The following is a 19,680-nucleotide window of genomic DNA, read 5'->3' as shown; positions in this document are numbered from 1 at the left end:
GACACTGCCAACCAGAGGTTTTCAGTGAGCGGTAGAGTGGGGCTGCAGACCAAAAGTTCCAGGAACTTGAAGTTAATTTCCCGTAAAGCACAAGGGGCATGGCAAAAGTCTCCATCGCCTCAGGGGGCGGCCAACTCACGTTGCAGGGTTTTGAGCAGGGCTTTGTCGTCGGGGCCGGTCATGCTTGAGTAGCTCCCGACCACCTGGCCTTGCCGGTTGATCACGTATTTGTAGAAGTTCCAGCGTGGGGTCTGGCCAGAGATCTGGGCCAGCTGCTTGTAGAACGGCGAAGCCTGGGCGCCGGCAACGCTGCTCTTGGCGAACATCGGGAACTTCACCCCGAAGGTGTTTTCGCAGAACTCGGCAATCTGCTGGTTGTTGCCGGTTTCCTGCGAAAAGTCGTTGGACGGGAAGCCCAGCACCACGAGGCCCTGGTCCTTGAAGCGCGCATGCAGGGCTTCGAGTCCTTTGTACTGGCCCGTGAAACCGCAGTAGCTCGCGGTGTTGACCACCAACAAGACCTTGCCCTTGTACTGGCACAGCGCCTGGGGCTTTTCGTCTTGCAGGCGCGGGAAGGTGTGTTGCAGCAAGCTGGGGCACGCTGCGTCGGCGCCTGCCGCGGGGCCAGGGGCTGCGGCGGTCGGGGCTGGCGGCGTGGCCGCGTGAGCGCTGGCCAGCGGTAGCAGGCAGAGTGCCAAAGGCAGCAAGGAAGCGTAGAGTGGGTGTCGCATGCAGGCCTCGGATCCGTGGTGGAGGGAAAGATCTCTTTTTATCTCCTCGCTAGTATACTGCTTAGTATTGTTTGAATACTAGTCGGTATTTTTTGCGCCACTTCATTGACCCTGTCTTTTGCCATGCGCTTTGATGCTTGTTGTCAGATTCGCCGACGGGGGCCCTCAAGCCGCCCGCAGGCCAGGAGGTGTGCATGAGCCCTGACCGCAGTGCCCCAGCCTGGACCCGCCCGCAGCGGGTGGTGTGGGTGTTGGGCGACCAGTTGTGGATGGGCCACCCGGCGTTGGTGGACTTCAACCCGGCCACCGACCATGTGCTGATGGTGGAGGCGCCAGGCGAGGCCCGCGCGGTCTGGAACCACCGCGCCCGCATCGCCGTCTTCCTGTCCGCGATGCGGCATTTCTGCAACGACGTGCACCGACTCGGCTGGGCCTACACCTATGTGCGCCTGACCGACATGGCCGACGAGCCCAGCCTGGCCGGGCGCGCGCAGCGCGTGCTGCAGTCGCTGCAGCCCCGGGTCTTGCGCCTGTGTGAGCCTGGCGACTGGCGCACGCTGACGTCGGCCCAGGCGCTGGCCGACGACCTGGGGGTGGACCTTGAGCTCTTCGCAGACCCGCATTTCATGTGCTCGCGCACCGAGTTCGCGCGCTGGGCGCAGGGCAAGAAGACGCTGCGCATGGAGTTCTTCTACCGCGACATGCGGCGCCGCCACGGGGTGCTGATGGAGGGCCGTGACCCGGCCGGCGGCCAATGGAACTACGACAGCGACAACCGCCAGGGCTTCCCGGCCTCGGGGCCGGGCCCGATTGCGGCCCCCGAGTTGTTTGCCCCGGACCGCATCACCGAGCAGGTGCTGACCCTGGTGGCCGAGCTGTTCCCGGACCACCCGGGTGACCTGGCCCATTTTGTCTGGCCGGTCACGCGCGCCCAGGCGTTGGAGGCGCTGGAGCGCTTCATCAGCGTGCGATTGGCGCCGTTTGGCCCGTATCAGGATGCCATGTGGACCGGCACGCCCTGGGGCTGGCATTCGCTGTTGTCGGTGGCCTTGAACCTGCACTTGCTGGACCCGCGCGAAGTGATTGCCGCCGCCGAGGCCGCCTGGCGTGAGCAGCACCTGCCGCTGGCCAGCGTCGAGGGCTTCATCCGGCAGGTGCTGGGCTGGCGCGAGTTCATCCGCGGCCTGTACTGGCTCGACATGCCGCAGATGGCCGAAGCCAACCACTTTGACCACCACCGTGCCCTGCCCGCCTGGTACTGGACCGGCCAGACCCGCATGGCCTGCCAGCGCGAAGTTGTGCAGCAAACCCTCACCCACGGCTATGCCCACCACATCCAGCGCCTGATGGTGACCGGCCAGTTCGCCCTGCTGGCCGAGATCGAACCGCGCCAGGTCAGCGACTGGTACCTGGCCATGTACGTGGACGCGGTCGAGTGGGTCGAGTTGCCCAACACCGTGGGCATGGCCCTGCATGCCACTGGTCCGCGCTTCACCAGCAAGCCCTACATCGCCAGCGGTCAGTACCTCAAGCGCATGAGCAACTACTGCCAGGGCTGTGCCTACGACCCCGCCCAGCGCACCGGCCCGCGCGCCTGCCCGGTCACCACCTTGTATTGGCACTTTCTGTTGCGCCACGCCGACGAACTGGCGCGCAACCCCCGCACCGCCCTGATGGTCAAGAGCACCGCACGATTGAGCCCCGAGGAGCGGCTGCGTATAAACCAAACCGCGGCCGATGTCCTTGACCATCTCGATGATTTGTAAGGATTTTTTGAGCCTAGCCCTTAAAATTGGGGGAATAACGAAAGATCGCCATGCTCTACCCTGAACTTTTCAAGCAACTCGAGTCCGTCCGCTGGGACATGGACAAGGACATTCCGTGGGACCAGTTCGATGCCTCCAAGCTGTCAGACGAGCAGGCTCAGACCATCAAGATGAATGCCATCACCGAGTGGGCGGCGCTGCCGGCCACCGAGATGTTCCTGCGCGACAACCGGGGTGACAGCGATTTTTCGGCCTTCATGTCGATCTGGTTCTTCGAGGAGCAAAAGCACTCGCTGGTGCTGATGGAGTACCTGCGCCGCTTCCGCCCGGACCTGGTGCCCACCGAGCAAGAGCTGCATGAGATCCGTTTCGAGTTCGATCCGGCCCCGGCCCTGGAAACCCTGATGCTGCATTTCTGCGGCGAAATCCGCCTCAACCACTGGTACCGCCGTGCCTCCGAGTGGCACACCGAGCCCGTGATCAAGCAGATCTACACCACGCTGAGCCAGGACGAAGCCCGCCACGGGGGCGCTTACCTGCGTTACATGAAGCGCGCCATCAACAACTTTGGCAACGAAGCCAAGGCCGCCTTCACCAAGGTTGGCGTGCTGATGGCCAGCGCCCGCCGCACCGCGCAAGCGCTGCACCCCACCAATCTGCACGTCAACAAGGACCTGTTCCCGCGTGACACCATCCAGAGCCGCCTGCCCAACCCCGAGTGGCTGGAGCACTGGCTGGACAAGCAGATCAATTTCGACGCCGTGTGGGAAACCAAGGTCGTGGACCGCATCCTGCACAACATGAGCCTGCTGATGGACCGCAGCTTCAAGAGCGTGCAGGAACTCAACCGCTACCGCAAGGAGCTGGCCGCCAGCCTGGCGCCCGCGGTGCCGGTGGCCGGCGTTCAGCCGGTCTGATCCAAGTCGACCCGGGGGCTGCACAGTCCCCTGGCGCCGCGGGTTTCACGCTGCGCGACGCGCCCCAGCAAAACGGCCCTTCGCGGGCCGTTTTGTTTGGCTTGGGGGCGGCTTGGCTGGGCCGGACCCGCGCGCCTACATCAGGGTCAGCAGGCGCTCCAGGGGCAGGTGGGTTTTGACCTCGCGCACCGGCACCCCGCTGGTGACCTTGAAGTTGGCCTGGGCGGTGTCCCGTGCGGTGGGTTCGGCGGTGGCCATGCCCTGGCGGTTGAGCAGCACCGCCACGCGTGGCGTGCTGGGGGTCTGACCGCGCTTGGTCACCACGGCGATCTCGCCCGACGCCAGCTTCACGTAGGAACCGGGCGCGTACATGCCCACGGCCTTGATCAGGGCGGCGCCGGCTTCGTCGACTTTCTTTTCTTCGTCAAAGTAGCTGCCTTGCATGGCCGCGGTCGACGGCAGCGGCGAGCGCGTGGCGCGCGGCGCCATGCGGGCGCCAAAAATGTCGGCGCGCTGGATCAGCCGCGCCATCTGCTGGGCAATCGGCCGTGTCCCCAGGGGGCCGGGCTTGCGGTCGTGGTGGTGCGCCACCGCCTCCAGCCAGTCGGGGTCTTCGACGCCCAGTTTCTTCAGCAGTTCGACCGACTGGGCCGAGTGGGTTTCGATGGTCTGCACCTGCAGGTTGGTCAGCGGCTGGGCTTGCTGCGCCAACTGGTCCTGCATTTCGGTCATGCTGATGTTCATGGTCAGCGCGGCCTTGCCGAGGCAGCTGACCTGGTCTTCGGTCCAGTTGAGCACGTTGCGCGCCGCCAACATGCAGACCACCGACACCAGCATCGCGTGGGTGGCGCTGTACATGCGGGTCTCGCTGGCGGACAGGTGCATCAGCGCGAACAGGGTGGCGTCGGTCTGGCGCTGCATCAGCAGCATCAGGTCGGCGTGCAACTGGAACAGGCGGGTCATGAAGCCGCTGCTGTCGGGGTTGCGCAGCATGCCGTTGGCGCGCACCTGGATGTCATGCCAGTTGGGGCGCCGGCTGGGGTCGGTGATGGTCGGGGCGGTGCTTTCGGGGCCCTTGCCGTCGGTGATGAACTGGGTTGAGGCGATCGTGCCCAGGGTCTTGCCCTCGCGCACCATGGCGTGCAGCTTGCTGACATAGGCCCGGTGGCTGTCGCCGGACTCGTCGGTGTCCACGCACAGGTTCAGCCCCCGCATGGCCATGGCCTGCAGCTCTTCTTTGGACTGCACCACATAGCCCTTCTGGGCCAACAACACGCCGGTGCTGCTGCGCAGCACAAAAGGCAGTGGGTAGCCCAGGGGGATGGTTTCGAGGTCGAGCTTGACGAGCTTCATGATCGAAATTGATTATGAGGTTTTTGGCTCTTGGAGAGGCACCCGTTCGCACGGTGACTCGGCTGTCAAGCCGTTGAGCCCAATTTTTTGTCTCAATTTGTATGAATTTTGCATCGCTTCACTGAGACAGGTCGAGCGTCCGCCCGGGGCACTCAGGTTTCCAGCCAGGCCAGCCGGCCTTGGCCGATCTCCTGCAAGCGGGCGACCAGGGCCGATTCACGCGATGCGGGCAAGCGCCAGTGGGCCACCACCACGCTGCCGTGTTGCACGTCGAGCAGCTCGGCCTGCGCGGCCTCCAGCTCGCGGCGCAGCGTGCCCTCAAGCGCATAGGGCACGCTGCAGCGCAACGCGCTCCATTTCTCCAGCTTCACTTTGGGGGCGGCCAGCAGCGCCTGGGCCACGCTGTCGGTGTAGGCCCGCACCAGCCCGCCGGCGCCGAGCTTGACGCCGCCAAAGTAACGCACCACCGTGGCCAGCACGCCCTCGAGGTCTTGGTGGCGCAGCACATCGAGCATGGGGCGGCCCGCGGTGCCCCCGGGTTCGCCATCGTCCACCGCCGCCGACTGCCCACCCGCCAGCAAGGCCCAGCACACATGGGCGGCGCCGGGGTGTTCGGCGCGCAACTGTTGCACCACCGCCTGGGCTGCGCTGCGGTCGCTCATGGGCTGGACGCAGCAGATGAAGCGGCTCTTCTTGATGATCAGTTCAGCGTGGGCGGGCGCGGCAAGGGTCTGGGGCATGGCGCCCGGAGCTTAACCCGAGCCGGCACCGTGCCGTGCCGACCGGGCGCTGCAGCCCGCCGCGCTTTCCCCTACCATGCGGCCATTCGATCCCTTTTGGCGCTGACTGGGCGCCACCCCTTGCTGTGAGGCCCCATGACCGCTGCTGCCCTGAAAATTGACTTTGTTTCCGATGTGTCCTGCCCCTGGTGCGCCATTGGCCTGAACGGGCTGCAGACGGCCCTGCAGCGCCTGGATGGCGAGGTGCAGGCCGAGTTGCATTTCCAGCCCTTTGAGCTGAACCCGCAGATGGGCCCCGAAGGCCAGGACATCACCGAGCACCTGGCTGAAAAGTACGGCGCCACCCCCGAGCAAAGTGCCGCCAACCGTGAGGCCATCCGCCAGCGTGGTGCCTCGGTGGGTTTTGCCTTCAACATGGCGGCCCGCGACCGCATCTACAACACCTTCGACGCCCACCGCCTGCTGCATTGGGCCGAGGGCGAGGGGCGTCAGCTGGCGCTCAAGAAGGCGCTGTTCGATGCTTACTTCGGTGCCGGTCGCAACCCGTCCGACCCGGCGGTGCTGGTCGAGCTGGCCACCTCGGTGGGGCTGGACCCGCAGCGCGCGCAGGCCATCCTGGCCAGTGACGAGTTTGCCGACGAGGTGCGGGCCCAGGAGGCCTTCTACCAGCAGCACGGCATCCATTCGGTGCCTGCGGTGATCATCAACGACCGGCACCTGATCCAGGGCGGTCAGCCCCCCGAGGTGTTCGAGCAGGCCTTGCGCCAGATCGCTGCCGCGGGCTGAGCGCCAGGCCTGGTAGGGGGCGGGGCCGGGCCCCGACCGCCGATGAACCTCACTTGAAAACCGCGCTCCAGAGCGCCTCGATCGCCTCGCGCTCGGCTTTCACCTGCGCGGGGTCGACCTGGGTCGGTTCTTCGTTGAGGCGCGCCTGGTGCTGGATGCGGCGCAGCTCGCGGTAGGCCGCCGCGGCGCCCTCGCCCACGCCAGGGGGCAGCAGGCCGGTGGCTTCGGCGCGTTGCAGCAGCGCGATGTTGCCCACGTTGGCGCGCAGCTCGGGGTGCTGGCCCGACTGCGACAGCACCAGGTACTGCACGGCGAACTCGGCGTCCACCATGCCGCCGACGCTGTGTTTGACGTCAAACTGCCCGGGTCGCACGGGGTGCGCGCTGCGCACCCGTTCGCGCATGGTGACGATCTCCTGGCGCAGCGCCTGGGCGTCGCGCGGGGCGGTGATCACGGCCTCGCGCACGGCGTCAAAGCGCGCTTGCAATGCTGGGCTGCCCAGCACGAACCGGGCCCGGGTCATGGCCTGGTGTTCCCAGGTCCAGGCGGTGTTGCTGCCACGCTGGGCCTGGTATTTGGCATAGGCCTCGAAGGTGGTCACCAGCAGGCCCGAGTTGCCGTTGGGGCGCAGCGCGGTGTCGATCTCGTACAGATCGCCCTCGCCGGTCTTCACGCTGAGCCAGTTGATGAGCTTGCGCACAAAGGCGGCAAACACCTCGGGTGCGCGCTCGTCCTCGTCTTCGTAGACAAACACGATGTCGAGGTCGCTGCCGTAGCCCAGCTCCTTGCCCCCCAGCTTGCCGTAGCCAATGATGGCGAACTGCGGCAGGTCGGCGTCGCTGCGGTGGCGGTTCTTCAGCCGCTCCCAGCACCAGCGCACGGTGATCTGCAACAGGGTGTCGGCCAGCAGGCTCAGGTCGTCGGCCACCTGCTCGACGCTCAGGCGGCCCTCGACGTCGCGGGCCAGCGTGCGGAAGGTTTCCGCATGGTGGGCGCGGCGCAGCAGGTTGAGCAGGGTTTCCTCGTCGTCCTCGCCGGTGGAGCGCAGCGAGCCGATGCGGCGCGACAGCTCGTCCTTGAACTCGGCCGCGTTGAAGCGTTCGCTGAACATCGCGTCACTGGCCAGTTCATCGATCACGCCGGGGTGTTGCAGCAGGTAGCGGGCCGGCCAGCGGGCCGCCCCCAGCAGGTGCATCAGGCGCTCGTGCACCGCGGGGCGTTCGAGCAGCATCGCCAGGTAGCTCTCGCGGCGCAGCAGCGGTTCGAGCCAGTTGACCAGTTGCAGCGCGGAGGCTTCGGTGACCCGACCTTCGCGCACCCACAGGCTGCTGCGTTGGATCAGGCGGATCAGGCGGGCCCGCACGTCCTCGCGCAGGGCCAGCACGCGCGGGTGCTCGCGCCACAGCTCCAGGCGCTCGCGCAGGCGCTCGGGCAGTTGCTCCAGCAAGCCTTCGATCTCGGCCGGCGGCTGGCCGCCTTTGGGGCCGCCGCAGCCGCCACCACGGCAGGTTTTTTGCCCGTCGCTCTGGCCCAACAGGATGTCGAACTCCTGCGCCACGAGTTCGCGGTGGGCGTCCAGTTCGTGCAGGAACGGGCAGTAGTTGTCAAAGCCCAGGGTCTGCGCCACCCATTTCAGGTCGTCGTCCTGGGTCGGCAGCAGGTGGGTTTGCTGGTCGTCGAGGTACTGGATGCGGTGTTCCACCCGGCGCAGGAAGGTGTAGGCGCGGGCCAGCGCCTCGGCGGTTTCGCTGGGCATGAGGCCGGCGCGGGCCAGGCGTTGCAACGCCTCCAGCGTGGGGCGGCAGCGCAGCTCGGGGTATTGGCCGCCGCGCACCACCTGCAGCAGTTGCACGGTGAACTCGATCTCGCGGATGCCGCCACGTGACAGCTTGACGTCGTTGGCCCGCTCAGGGTGGCCCGCACTGCGCCGCGCCGCGTGTTCGCGGATCTGGCGGTGCAGGATGCGCAGCGCTTCGAACACGCTGTAGTCGAGGTAGCGCCGGAACACAAAGGGCAGCACCACGCCCCGCAGCTGCTGCACGCCGGGGTTGGCCAGGCAGGCGCGCGGGGCGATGACGCGGCTCTTGAGCCAGGCAAAGCGTTCCCATTCGCGGCCCTGCACCTGAAAGTACTCTTCAAGCGCCGACAAAGACACCGCGGCCGGGCCCGAGTTGCCGTTGGGGCGCAGCGCCAGGTCGACGCGGAACACAAAGCCGTGTTCGGTGGTGTCGCCAATCAGCGCGAAGATCATGCGCACGGCGCGCGCAAAGTACTCGTGGTGGGTGATGCGCCCGCGCCCGTCGGCCAGACCGGCGGTCTCTCCGTCGTGGTCATAGACATAGATCAGGTCGATGTCGCTGGACACATTGAGTTCGCGCGCCCCCAGCTTGCCCATGCCGATCACCCACAGCTCGGCACGCTGGCCGTTGGGTGCCAGCGGCGCACCGTGCCGGCTGTCCAGCTCTTGCTGGACTTCGGTGCAGGCCACGTCCAGTGCCAGTTCGGCGAGTTCGGTGACCGCGCGGGTCACGGTGCTCAGTGCGGCCTGTTGCTCGCAGTCCAGCACCACCAGGCGTTCCATCACCAGCTGGCGCAGCACGCGCAGGGCGGCGCTGGTGTCGTATTGGCGTTCGCGCAGGGCGCTCAGGGCCTCCGCCATCGTGGCCCGGGTGGGCGGCCCCGGCGGCAACAGATGCAACAGGTTCTCGTAGCGGCGGCGCAGGCGTTGCACCAGTCGGGATTTTTCGGCTAAGGGCTGCATGGTCAAAGGCCTTCAGGGCACGCCAGCAAGCGACCCGCGGGTCGCTGCTTTGATTCACATATCTTCATGGGGTCGCTGCCGACCCCGCTTTCGCTGCGGGTCATAATTCCTGCCACATTCAACCAGCCACATGAACGACACCCTGCCCATCCCTACCCGAGGACTGAAGTTCGCCTCAGCCCTGGCGCGGTGGACTTTGCGGGTGCTGCTGGCCTTCTGGTTGGTGCTGGCGCTGTCCTGGGGTGCGCTGCACGGCTGGATTGTGCCCCGGATTGCCGAGTTCCGTCCTTTGCTGGAGCGGCAGGCCAGCCGGGTTCTAGGGCTACCGGTGCACATCGGTCAAATCAGTGCCCGCAGCGAGGGCTTGATCCCCACTTTCGAGCTCGAGGACATCACCCTGTCCGACGCCGAAGGGCGCGACGCGCTGATCCTGCCGCATGTGGTGGCGGCGCTGTCGCCGCGCTCGCTGTGGCACCTGGGTTTCCAGCAGCTCTACGTTGAACGCCCCGAGTTGGAGGTGCGGCGCAGCCGCGACGGGCGCCTGCACGTGGCCGGGCTGGCGGTCGAAGGGGCGCCTGGCGACGGGGGGCGGATCGCCGACTGGGTGTTCTCGCAGGTGGAGCTGGTCATCGCGGGCGGCATCATCCACTGGACCGACGAGCAACGCGGGCTCGACACCCTGTCCCTGACCGACCTGAACCTGGTCATGCGCAACAGCCCGCGGCGCCACATCGCGCGCCTGGACGCCACGCCGCCCCCGCTGTGGGGCGACCGCTTCAGCCTGGTGGCGCAGTTCCGACAGCCCTTGATCAGCGTCCACCGGGGGCGTTGGCAAGACTGGACGGGGCAGATCTATGCCCATTTCACCCGGGTGGATGTGGCCCGGCTGCGCCAGCAGATCGACCCGGGCTTTGAAGTCAGCCAGGGCCAGGGCGCGTTGCGCCTGTGGGCCGATGTGGCCAAGGGGCAGCTCACAGGCGCGGTGGCCGACGTGGCCCTGGCCTCGGTCAATGTGCAGCTGGCGCCGGGCTTGGACCCGCTGGCCCTGACGTCGGTGCAGGGCCGCTTGGGCGGCCACCGCCTGCCGGGCGGGTTTGATTTTTCGACCAGCGGTTTGCAGTTCCTGACCGCCGATGGCCTGCGTTGGCCTGGGGGCAATGTGTTTGTCAGCTACACCCAGCCCCAGCCCAAGCAGCCGGGGCAGGGTGAATTCCGGGCCGACCGCATGGATTTGGCCGCCCTGAGCCAGATTGCCCACCGCGTGCCGCTGGGCGAGGCCACACACCAGGCGCTGGCCCGCCATGCGCCCCAGGGTCTGGTGCAGTCGATGCAGGCCCGCTGGCAAGGGCCGGCGGACGGCCCCGAGCACTACAGCGTCAAGGGGCGGGTGGTCGGGCTGTCGCTCACGGCCCGCGATGGGCTGCCGGGCGTCAGGGGGCTGGACCTGGATTTCGACCTCAACCAGTCCGGCGGCCGCGCGGGCTTGCAGATGGCGGGCGGTCGCCTCGACCTGCCCGGCGTGTTCGAGGACCCGGTGCTGCCCGTTGATCAGTTGGACGCGCAGTTGCAGTGGCAACGCGAGGGCGATCGCCTGGCGCTGAAGGTCGACGAGCTGCGCTTTGCCAACCCCGACCTGCGTGGCGAGGCCCGCTTTCAATGGCGCACCTCGGACCCAGCGCAGTCGCCCTCGCGCAGCCGCTTTCCGGGCGTGCTCGACCTGAACGCGAATGTCAGCGAGGCCGATGGCACCCGCATCCACCGCTACCTGCCCCTGCACCTGGACGCGGACGTGCGCCACTATGTGCAGGACGCGGTGACGGCAGGCCGCATCAGCAACGCCCAGTTCCGCATCAAGGGCGACCTGCATGACCTGCCCTATGCCAACCCCAAGCAGGGCGAGTTCCGCATCAGCGCCCGCGTGCGTGAGGCCGCCCTCAACTACGTGCCCAAGTCGGTCTTGCCGGCGGGGTCGGCCCCCTGGCCCGCGCTCAGCGACCTGCAAGGCGAACTGGTGTTTGACCGCCTGGGCATGTACGTCAAAGGGGCCAGCGCGCGCTTCGCCGGCCACCCTGAGCTGCAGATCACCCGCGTCGAAGCCGACATCCCCAACCTGATGCGCACCGTGGTGGGGGTCGACGCGAATGTCAAAGGCCCGCTGCCCGAGGTGGTGGCCCTGATCAACGGCTCGCCGCTGAGCCGTTTGACCCACCAGGCCCTGAGCCAGGCCACCGCCACGGGGGGCAGCGAGGTCAAGCTCAAGCTGTCGCTGCCGATCAGCCAGATCGACCGCAGCAAGGTGCAGGGCATCCTGACCTTCACCGGCAACAACGACCTGCGCATCTCGCCGCAGGCCCCGGCCTTGTCGCGCCTGCGCGGCCAGCTGGCGTTCTCGGAGACCGGTTTCCAGCTCAACAATGTGCAAGGCCGCGCGCTGGGCGGCGACCTCCGGCTTGACGGCGGCATGCGGCCCGCACCGTCGGCCGGTCCCGGCGCCGCGGGTGAACCTCAGGTGCAGATCCGCGCCACTGGGGTGGCCTCGGCCGAGGGCCTGCGCCAGGCGGCTGAGCTGGGATTTGTCGCCAAGCTGGCCGAACACGCGACGGGCAGCGCGCCTTACACCTTGGCGCTGGGCTTCTACCAGGGGCAACCCGAGATCCAGGTGCAGAGCAGCCTGCAAGGCTTGGCGCTGAACCTGCCGGCCCCTTTGGCCAAGGCTGCCGACACGGTCTTGCCGCTGCGCTTTGACAACAGCCTGCTGCGCGACAGCGCTGCCAACACGCCCCAGCGGGACCAGTTGTTGGTCGAGCTGGGCCGCCTGGTCGCGGTGCATTACGTGCGTGACATCTCGGGGCCGCAGGCCCGCGTGCTGCAGGGCAGCCTGGCCATCGGTCTGGCCGCGGGCGAATCGGCGCCGCTGCCGGCCCATGGGGTGATGGCCAGCGTGCAACTGCCTCAGCTCGACCTCGACGCCTGGGAGCATGTGCTGACCCGCGCGGGGGGACCTGTCCGCCCCAACCCGGTCGCCCCCGCCAGCAGCGCCGCCGAGGCGGCGGCGCAAAGCTACCTGCCCACCGCCATGGCCGTGCGGGCCGGTGAGCTCAAGGCCGACGGGCGTCAGTTGCACAACGTGGTGCTGGGGGGCACGCGCGACGGCGCCATGTGGCGCGCCAACCTCGACGCCCAGGAGCTCAATGGCTACCTGGAGTACCGCCCGCCCGGCGGTACCGGGGCGGGGCGCCTGTTTGCGCGCCTGTCGCGGCTGAAGCTGGCGCAAAGCACCCAGAGCGAGGTCGAGGCCCTGCTCGACGAGCAGCCGTCGACCATCCCCGCGCTGGACATCGTGGTCGATGACTTCGAGTTGCGTGGCAAGCGACTGGGCCGGGTCGAGATCGAAGCCGTCAACCGCGGCGGTGACACCGCCCAGCGCGAATGGCGGCTCAGCAAGTTCAACCTGATCACCCCCGAAGCCACCCTCACCGCCACCGGCAACTGGGCCCAGGTCGGCGTGTCGCGCCTGAGCCGGTCCTTGCAGGAGCACCGGCGCACGGTGATGAACTTCCGCCTGGAGGTGCGTGACGCGGGCGACCTGCTCACGCGCCTGGGCATGCCGGGCGTGGTGCGCCAGGGCCACGGCTCGATGGAGGGGCAGGTGGCGTGGCTGGGCTCGCCGCTGTCGCTGGATTACCCGACGCTGGCGGGCCAGATCAACATCCAGCTGGAGTCGGGCCAGTTCCTGAAGGCCGACCCGGGCCTGGCCAAGTTGCTTGGGGTGCTGAGCCTGCAGGCGCTGCCGCGGCGCCTCACGCTGGACTTCCGCGATGTGTTCAGCCAGGGCTTCTCGTTCGACCTGGTGCGGGGCGACGCGCGCATCGACCAGGGCCGGGCCAGCACCAACAACCTGCAGATGAAGGGCGTCAACGCGGCGGTTTTCATGGAGGGCTCGGCCGACCTGGCGCGCGAGACCCAGGACCTCAAGGTCGTGGTGGTGCCCGAGGTGAACGCCGGCACGGCGTCCCTGGTGGCCACCGCCATCAACCCGGCGATCGGGCTGGGCACCTTCCTGGCGCAGATGTTCCTGCGCCGCCCCCTGATGGAGGCCGCGACCCAGGAGTTCCACATCGATGGCAGCTGGACCGAGCCGCGCATCGTCAAGGTCGAGCGCCCGGCGCGCGAGGCCACCCCGCCTGCTGCCGGAGCCTTGCACCCATGAAAGTTGCCGCCCTCCAGATGGTGTCGTCCCCCTCGGTCGACGCCAACCTCCAAGCCGCCCGCGCCCTGCTGACCCAGGCCGCCGAACAGGGCGCCGAGCTGGCCGTGCTGCCCGAGTACTTCTGCCTGCTGGGCCAGCGCGACACCGACAAGCTGGCGGTGCAAGAGGCCCCGGGCCACGGGCCCATCCAGGACCACCTGGCCGCCTGTGCGCGCGAGTTGGGCCTGTGGATCGTTGGCGGCACCCTGCCGCTGAGCACTGCCCAAGCCGACCGCGTGACCAACAGCAGCCTGGTCTGGTCGCCCGCAGGCGACTGGGTGAGCCGCTACGACAAGATCCACCTGTTTTGCTTCGACAACGGGCGCGAGCGCTATGACGAGTCGCGCGTGCTCGAGGCGGGGCGGCAGCCCGCCTGCTTTGACCTGCCCTCGCGCGACGGCCACACCTGGCGCATCGGCCTCTCGGTCTGCTATGACCTGCGGTTCCCTGAGCTGTACCGTGCCTACGCCCGTGACGGCGCCCACCTGATGCTGGTGCCCAGCGCCTTCACCTACACCACGGGCGAGGCGCACTGGTCGCTGCTGTTGCGGGCCCGCGCGGTCGAGAACCTGGCCTTTGTGGTGGCCCCCGCCCAGGGGGGTGTGCACGAGAACGGGCGCCACACCTGGGGCCACAGCCTGGTGGTCGACCCCTGGGGTGAGGTGCTGGCCGAGCAAGCCCAGGGCCCGGGCGTGGTGCTGGCCGAGCTGGACTGGGCCACCTTGCAACGTTGCCGGGCGCAGTTGCCCGCCTTGTCCCACCGCGTGCTGTGACCGTGCCGAACTCGACCCTGTTGCCCAGTCGTCCCCCGGAAACCGGCCTGGCCCGCCTGCTGCCCTTGGGCTGGCGCCGCTGGACCCTTTGGCTGCTGCTGGCCGTGCTGGTGTTGTTGATGCTGGGGGTGATGGTCTACCTGGCCGGGCGCTACGAGGCCAGCCAGGTGCAGGCCCGCATCGACCGCGACACCTCGGACGCGCTGGGCGACATCCGGGGCGGCCTGACCCGCAATGTGCAAAGCCTGCAGGCGCTGCAGGCCAGCAACCCGACCCCGGCGTCCTGGGCCATCGAGGCGGGGGAGCTGTTGCGCGAGCACCGCGAGATCGTGCGCATCGAGTGGCGTGACAGCCACCTGCAGGTGCTGTCCCAGGTCGACACCCCCTACCGCAGCAAGCTGTTTGACCGCAGCGGGCGCGAGAGCGCGCAGACCGATGTGTCCCTGGCCTGTGCCACGGCGCGGCGCTTCAATGGGCCGGCGTATTCGAGCTCCTACTTTGTGCCGCGCCTCGATGGCCTGGGGCTTGAAGTGGTCGAGCTGTGCATGCCCCTGATCAACGCAGGCCGGGTGTCGGGCTATGTGCTGGCCACCTACGCCTTGCAGGAGGTGCTGGCCAACCTGGTGGGCCGTCAGCTGGCGCGCAGCCAGGAGATTTCGTTCACCGAGGCCGATGGCACGCGCCTGGCGCTGCACGGGTCGGCGCGCCGCGGCACGCGCATGTTCACCGCCCAGCAGCTGCTGGACCTGCCCGGCAACACCCTGGTGCTGCGCCTGGACAGCTGGCACAGCGCCCCGAGCCTGTTCCCCAACGTCATGACCGCGCTGGTCACCGCGATGGCGATTGCGCTGGTGTCGGTGCTGGTGCTGCTGGCCAAGGACACCCGCCGCCGCCTGGCCGCCGAGCGCGACCTGGCCGATGCGCTGGCCTTCCGCAAGGCCATGGAGGACTCGCTGGTCACCGGCCTGCGCGCGCGCGACCTGCAGGGGCACATCACCTACGTCAACCCGGCCTTCTGCCAGATGGTGGGTTTTGAGCTCGAGGAGCTGTTGGGCCATGGCATGCCCGCGCCGTACTGGCCGCCCGACCTGGTCAGCGAGTACGAGCAGCGCCAGGCCATTCGCCTGGCTGGCAACGTGCCGCCGCGCGAGGGGTTTGAATCGGTCTTCATGCGCAAGGACGGCAGCCGCTTCCCGGTGCTGGTGATCGAGGCCCCGCTGATCAACGCGCAGGGCCTGCAGACCGGCTGGATGAGCGCCTTCCTCGACATCAGCGAGCAACGCCGCATCGAGGAGCTGTCGCGCGCCTCGCAAGAGCGCCTGCAGGCCACCGCCCGCCTTGCCACGGTGGGCGAGATGGCGTCCCTGCTGAGCCACGAACTCAACCAACCGCTGGCGGCCATTTCGAGCTACGCCACCGGTTCCATGAACCTGCTGCGCCAGGGCGACAGCACGGTCACGCCCGACATCGAGATGGCGCTGCGCCGCATCGCCGAGCAGGCCGAACGCGCGGGCCGCGTGATCAAGAGCGTGCACGACTTTGTGCGCCGCCGCGACCAGGCGCGCGAGGCCGTGCCGGCGCGCCGCCTGCTGGAGGCCATCATGCCGCTGGTGACCTTGCAGGCCCGCAAGCTCGGGGTGCGCGTGGTGACCGACATCGAACCGAACCTGCCCGAGGTGATGTGCGACCGCACCATGGTCGAGCAGGTGCTGCTGAACCTGGCGCGCAACGGCATGCAGGCCATGGACCAGCCCGACATCCGCGAGCGGGTGCTGCGCATTCAGGCCCGCAAGGCCGCCTCCAACGAGGCCAACGGCTGGCTGGAATGGTCGGTGGCCGACCAGGGCGCGGGCATCTCCGAGGAGGTCGGGCAGCAGCTGTTCACGCCGTTCTTCACCACCAAGGCCGAGGGCATGGGCCTGGGGCTGAGCCTGTGCCGCACCGTGGTGGAGCAGCACGGTGGCTACCTGGGTTTCGAGCGCCTGTCGCCAAACGGTACGATCTTCAGGTTCACCCTGCCCGTCAAGAAAAACCCGGCGCCCTGACCACGGCGCCAACGCACTGCCCAACCGCTCAAAGCCCATGGAACCCTCGCTCGACGCAACTGTTTACATCGTGGATGACGACGCTGGCGTGCGTGACGCGCTGGCCTGGCTGCTGCGCTCACGCCGATTGCTCAGCGAGGTGTTTGACAGCGCCGAGGCCTTTGACCGGGTGCTGCAGTCGCGGCCCGCGCCGACCCAGCCCTGCTGCCTGTTGCTGGACGTTCGCATGCCCGGCATGAGTGGGCTGGCCTTGTTTGAGCAGCTCATCGAGCGCGGCTTGCAGGACGCGATGCCGGTGATTTTCTTGACCGGTCATGCCGACGTGCCGACGGCGGTGGATTCGGTCAAGCGCGGGGCGTTTGACTTCTGTGAGAAGCCGTTTTCCGACAACGCGCTGGTGGACCGCATCGAGCAGGCCTTGCGGCGCTCGGCCGAGGTGCTGGCCATGCGGCGGCAACGCGTGGGCCTGCAAACCCGGCTCACCGAGCTGACCGAGCGCGAGCGCGATGTGATGCGCCTGGTGGTCGAGGGTCTGCCCAACAAGCTGATCGCCGATCAGCTAGACATCAGCGTGCGCACGGTCGAGGTGCACCGCTCGCGTGTGTTCGACAAGATGAGCGTCAAGTCGGCGGTGGAACTCGCCAACCTGCTGCGCAGCTTGGACTGAGGGCGCGCTGCCGCCGGCGGCCGTCAGTCCCCACTGGGGGGCTCAGCCCGCGGCCACCTTGGCCGCTCCCGGGGGGCTCAGCTGGCGCGTTCGCCGACAAAAATCTCCACCCGCCGGTTGCGCGCCCGCCCGGCGGCGGTGTCGTTGCTCGCCACGGGTTGGCTGGCGCCACGGCCTTCGATTTGGATGCGCTCAAATGCCACACCGCGCGCGGCGAGGTAGTCGCGCGTGCTGGCCGCGCGGTCCTCGGACAGCGGCCGGTTCACGGCGTCGCTGCCCGAGCTGTCGGTGTGGCCCACGATGCGCACTTCGGCCCGTGGGTTGTTGCGCAGGCTGGTCGCAAACTGGTCGAGGATGGGGCGCAGATCGGCCTTGATGGCGGCGCTGCCGGTGTCAAAGGAGATGTCGCTGGGGATGTTCAGCTGCAGCTGGTTGTCGGCGGTTTGCGTCACCGTCACACCGCTGCCTTGGGTGGCTTGCTCCATGGCCTTCTTCTGTTCGTCCATGTGGCGCGACCAGATGTAGGTGCCGAGGGCGCCAATGCCCGCGCCGATCACCGCTCCGGTGCCCGCGCTGCCGCCCGTGGCCGAGCTCAGCACGGCGCCCGCCAGGGCCCCGACGCCTGCCCCGGTGCCAGTGCGGCGCTGGGTTTCGCTCATGTCGGCGCAGGCGCCAAGCAGGGTGGCCGCCGCCAGGGCAGCAAGCAAAGTCCTTTTCATGGTCAGTCTCCCGTAGTGGGCGGCTTGTGCCGCCAGGTTGAGACTGTCCTTGTAAGCCAGAAGCCCCGGCTTGTCGATGTCGCGGGGCTTTACTTTTTGTGAGAATCTGTGTCGTCGTCGGTGGGCGGTGGCAGTTCGCCCTTCTGGCGACCCGAGAACATGGTCCACCACACAATCAGCACCAGCACCAGCAAGGCCAGCAGGGCTTCAAGCAAAATCAGACCCATGATGAAAAGACTCCTGTGGCACGCCGTGATGGCGCTCATTGTAGGAATGTTGGCCTCGTGTGCCAGCCGCCTGCCCGAAGCCGACAGCCCGGCCCGCCCGGGTGAAGCCACGCCCACCGCGCCCGCTCCCGAGGTGGCAGGGACGGACCCCTGGCAAGACACCCAGCCCTTGCCCGCCCCCCGGGTGCAGGGCAACAGCCGCTGGGTCCCGGTGCGCTGGGCCGAGTTGCCGGGCTTCAACGAAGACAACCTGTTCGAGGCCTGGACCGCCTGGATCAAGAGCTGCGAGCGCCCCGGGCCGGTGTTTGCCCCCCTGTGCGCCGAGGTGCGCCAACTCAGCATCGCCAGTGCGGCCGAGCAACGCGCCTGGATGGTGCGCCGCCTGCAACCGCACCGGGTCGAGTCGCTGGAGGGCCAGGCCGAAGGCTTGCTGACCAGCTATTACGAACCGGTGATTCCGGCCAGCCGCCTGCCCACCAAGGGCTTCGGCGTGCCCCTGTACCGCGCCCCGGCCAGCCTGGGCCAGCGCCGCCCCTGGTACACGCGGCAGGAGATCGAGTCCCTGCCCGAGGCCCAGGCCGCCCTGCGCGGGCGCGAGATCGCCTGGATCGCCGACCCGGTCGAGGCCATGGTGCTGCACATCCAGGGCTCGGGGCGCCTGCGCATCACCGAGCCCGACGGCAGCCAGCGCATGGTGCGGCTGGCTTTTGCCGCCACCAACGACCAGCCCTACAAGAGCATCGGTCGCTGGCTGCTGGACCAGAACCTGACCCGTGACGCCACCTGGCCCGGCATCCGCCAGTGGCTGTCGCAGAACCCGCAGCGCAGCACCGAGTTGCTGTGGAGCAACCCGCGCTATGTGTTCTTCAAGGAAGAAGCCTTGTCCGGCACCGACCCCACGCAGGGCCCGCGCGGCGCCCAGGGGGTGGAGCTGACGCCCGGGCGTTCGATCGCGGTGGAGCGCCAGAACATCCCCTATGGCACGCCGGTCTGGCTGGTGTCCAGCGGCCCGACGGCGCAGCTGCAGCGCCTGGTGATGGCCCAGGACACGGGCAGCGCCATCATCGGGCCGGTGCGGGCCGACTACTTCGCGGGTTGGGGCGCTGACGCGGGCGAGCTGGCCGGTCGCCTCAAGCAGCCGCTGCGCCTGTGGGCGCTCTGGCCGCGCTGACCCGGTCGACCCTTTCGGGGCCAGGGCGTGCCCTGCCCGCCCGCCTGCACGGCGGCGGCGCCCTCAGCGCGGCGGGTGGGCCTTGCCCTGCGGCCGCAGGTGGCCCAGCGGCAGGGCGCTGCTGGCCTTGACCTCGCCGAGTGAAAAGCTGGTGTGCAGGTCCTTCACATTGGGCAGGTTGATCAGGCTCTTGAGCGCGAAGCGCGAGAAGCTGTCCAGGTCCTGTGCCACCACCTGCAGCTCGAAGGTGCCGGTGCCGCTGATGTAGTGGCAGGAGATCACCTCGGGCAGCTCGCGCACCGCGTCCTCCAGTCGCTTGGTGGCGTCTCCGGTGTTGCGCTCGGCGTCCAGCCGCACAAAGGCCAGCACCCCGAGTCCGATCTTGTGGCGGTCGATCTCGGCGCGGTAGCCCTTGATGAAACCCGCTTCTTCCAGCGCCCGCACGCGGCGCCAGCACGGTGCCGCCGACAGGCCCACGCGCTGGGCCAGTTCGGCGTTGGTCAGGCGCGCGTCGGCCTGCAGTTCGCTGAGGATGGCGATGTCGAATTTGTCCAGGGTGTCCATGGTGTGCGGCAGCTTCGGGGTTGGCGGGGGCGAGGGGGCGGTCAGGGCGCGCCAGCGGGCTCGTCCAGGCCCGCATCATACAAAGTTGCATTGCCGTGAAAACCCTTGAGTTGGATGAATCTTTCTTCAATTTGCAGAACGAGAAAGATTTGATCTTTTAATGCCGTTTTGAGGGAATAGAACGCAAAGACATATCCGGGCGCCCCGCATA

General features: G+C 68.1%; 15 protein-coding genes. 8 read left to right on the top strand and 7 right to left on the bottom strand.

The genetic code is table 11. From position 1 onward, the window contains the following. Window positions 1-119: 119 nt before the first annotated feature. The gene (locus PSQ40_RS12500; RefSeq protein ID WP_273951849.1) at window positions 120-731 is read right to left on the bottom strand and encodes a glutathione peroxidase; all 612 of its coding nucleotides are present in this window, start codon (window positions 729-731) and stop codon (window positions 120-122) included. A 194-nt stretch (window positions 732-925) separates the two neighbouring features. On the opposite strand from PSQ40_RS12500, the gene PSQ40_RS12495 reads away from it, so the two are divergent. Both PSQ40_RS12495 and PSQ40_RS12490 read left to right on the top strand, forming a co-directional pair. After that, window positions 926-2,497 carry a cryptochrome/photolyase family protein gene (locus tag PSQ40_RS12495; RefSeq protein WP_273951848.1) on the top strand — a complete coding sequence of 524 codons (1,572 nt, stop codon included), beginning with the start codon at window positions 926-928 and terminating at the stop codon, window positions 2,495-2,497. Window positions 2,498-2,547: 50 nt separating this feature from the next. After that, window positions 2,548-3,414, top strand: coding sequence for a ferritin family protein (locus PSQ40_RS12490; RefSeq protein WP_273951847.1), 867 nt, complete (start codon window positions 2,548-2,550; stop codon window positions 3,412-3,414). Between the two features lie 135 nt (window positions 3,415-3,549). On the opposite strand, the gene PSQ40_RS12485 is transcribed toward PSQ40_RS12490, so the two are convergent. Together PSQ40_RS12485 and PSQ40_RS12480 are read right to left on the bottom strand one after the other, a co-directional pair. Further along, window positions 3,550-4,767 carry an HD-GYP domain-containing protein gene (locus PSQ40_RS12485; RefSeq protein ID WP_273951846.1) on the bottom strand — a complete coding sequence of 406 codons (1,218 nt, stop codon included), beginning with the start codon at window positions 4,765-4,767 and terminating at the stop codon, window positions 3,550-3,552. Between the two features lie 152 nt (window positions 4,768-4,919). Next, complete coding sequence (locus tag PSQ40_RS12480; RefSeq protein ID WP_273951845.1) at window positions 4,920-5,507, bottom strand: IMPACT family protein; 588 nt, start codon at window positions 5,505-5,507, stop codon at window positions 4,920-4,922. Window positions 5,508-5,642: 135 nt separating this feature from the next. Here PSQ40_RS12480 and PSQ40_RS12475 point away from each other — a divergent pair, with 135 nt between their 5' ends. Beyond that, window positions 5,643-6,293 (top strand): DsbA family oxidoreductase, encoded by a 651-nt coding sequence (locus PSQ40_RS12475; protein ID WP_273951844.1) that lies wholly within the window; start codon window positions 5,643-5,645, stop codon window positions 6,291-6,293. Window positions 6,294-6,342: 49 nt separating this feature from the next. Here PSQ40_RS12475 and glnE read toward each other — a convergent pair whose 3' ends face one another. Beyond that, a complete protein-coding gene (gene glnE / locus PSQ40_RS12470; protein WP_273951843.1) occupies window positions 6,343-9,054 on the bottom strand; it encodes a bifunctional [glutamate--ammonia ligase]-adenylyl-L-tyrosine phosphorylase/[glutamate--ammonia-ligase] adenylyltransferase in 2,712 nt (903 codons plus the stop codon). A gap of 130 nt (window positions 9,055-9,184) precedes the next feature. On the opposite strand from glnE, the gene PSQ40_RS12465 reads away from it, so the two are divergent. Genes PSQ40_RS12465 through PSQ40_RS12450 form a run of 4 tightly spaced genes read left to right on the top strand, consistent with a single transcriptional unit; the run spans window position 9,185 to window position 16,788 of the window. After that, a complete protein-coding gene (locus PSQ40_RS12465) occupies window positions 9,185-13,264 on the top strand; it encodes a YhdP family protein (protein ID WP_273951842.1) in 4,080 nt (1,359 codons plus the stop codon). Next, window positions 13,261-14,076, top strand: a complete 816-nt coding sequence (locus PSQ40_RS12460) for a carbon-nitrogen hydrolase family protein (RefSeq protein ID WP_273951841.1) — start codon at window positions 13,261-13,263, stop codon at window positions 14,074-14,076. The genes PSQ40_RS12465 and PSQ40_RS12460 overlap by 4 nt, the downstream gene beginning before the upstream one ends. A 2-nt stretch (window positions 14,077-14,078) precedes the next feature. Then, a complete protein-coding gene (locus PSQ40_RS12455; protein WP_409338589.1) occupies window positions 14,079-16,121 on the top strand; it encodes a two-component system sensor histidine kinase NtrB in 2,043 nt (680 codons plus the stop codon). A 37-nt stretch (window positions 16,122-16,158) separates the two neighbouring features. After that, window positions 16,159-16,788: a response regulator transcription factor gene (locus PSQ40_RS12450; protein ID WP_273951840.1), complete on the top strand. Its 630-nt coding sequence runs from the start codon at window positions 16,159-16,161 to the stop codon at window positions 16,786-16,788. A 77-nt stretch (window positions 16,789-16,865) separates the two neighbouring features. Here PSQ40_RS12450 and PSQ40_RS12445 read toward each other — a convergent pair whose 3' ends face one another. Both PSQ40_RS12445 and PSQ40_RS12440 read right to left on the bottom strand, forming a co-directional pair. Continuing rightward, window positions 16,866-17,507, bottom strand: a complete 642-nt coding sequence (locus tag PSQ40_RS12445) for an OmpA family protein (RefSeq protein ID WP_273951839.1) — start codon at window positions 17,505-17,507, stop codon at window positions 16,866-16,868. A gap of 89 nt (window positions 17,508-17,596) precedes the next feature. After that, window positions 17,597-17,734, bottom strand: coding sequence for a hypothetical protein (locus PSQ40_RS12440; RefSeq protein ID WP_273951838.1), 138 nt, complete (start codon window positions 17,732-17,734; stop codon window positions 17,597-17,599). A gap of 1 nt (window position 17,735) precedes the next feature. Here PSQ40_RS12440 and mltA point away from each other — a divergent pair, with 1 nt between their 5' ends. After that, complete coding sequence (gene mltA, locus PSQ40_RS12435) at window positions 17,736-18,905, top strand: murein transglycosylase A (RefSeq protein WP_273951837.1); 1,170 nt, start codon at window positions 17,736-17,738, stop codon at window positions 18,903-18,905. A gap of 63 nt (window positions 18,906-18,968) precedes the next feature. On the opposite strand, the gene PSQ40_RS12430 is transcribed toward mltA, so the two are convergent. Next, window positions 18,969-19,469 (bottom strand): Lrp/AsnC family transcriptional regulator, encoded by a 501-nt coding sequence (locus PSQ40_RS12430; RefSeq protein ID WP_273951835.1) that lies wholly within the window; start codon window positions 19,467-19,469, stop codon window positions 18,969-18,971. Window positions 19,470-19,680: the final 211 nt, after the last annotated feature.

The sequence above is a fragment of the Curvibacter cyanobacteriorum genome, assembly GCF_028649475.1.
Classification (GTDB): Bacteria; Pseudomonadota; Gammaproteobacteria; order Burkholderiales; family Burkholderiaceae_C; genus Curvibacter; species Curvibacter cyanobacteriorum.
This window is presented reverse-complemented; position numbering and strand designations above follow the sequence as displayed.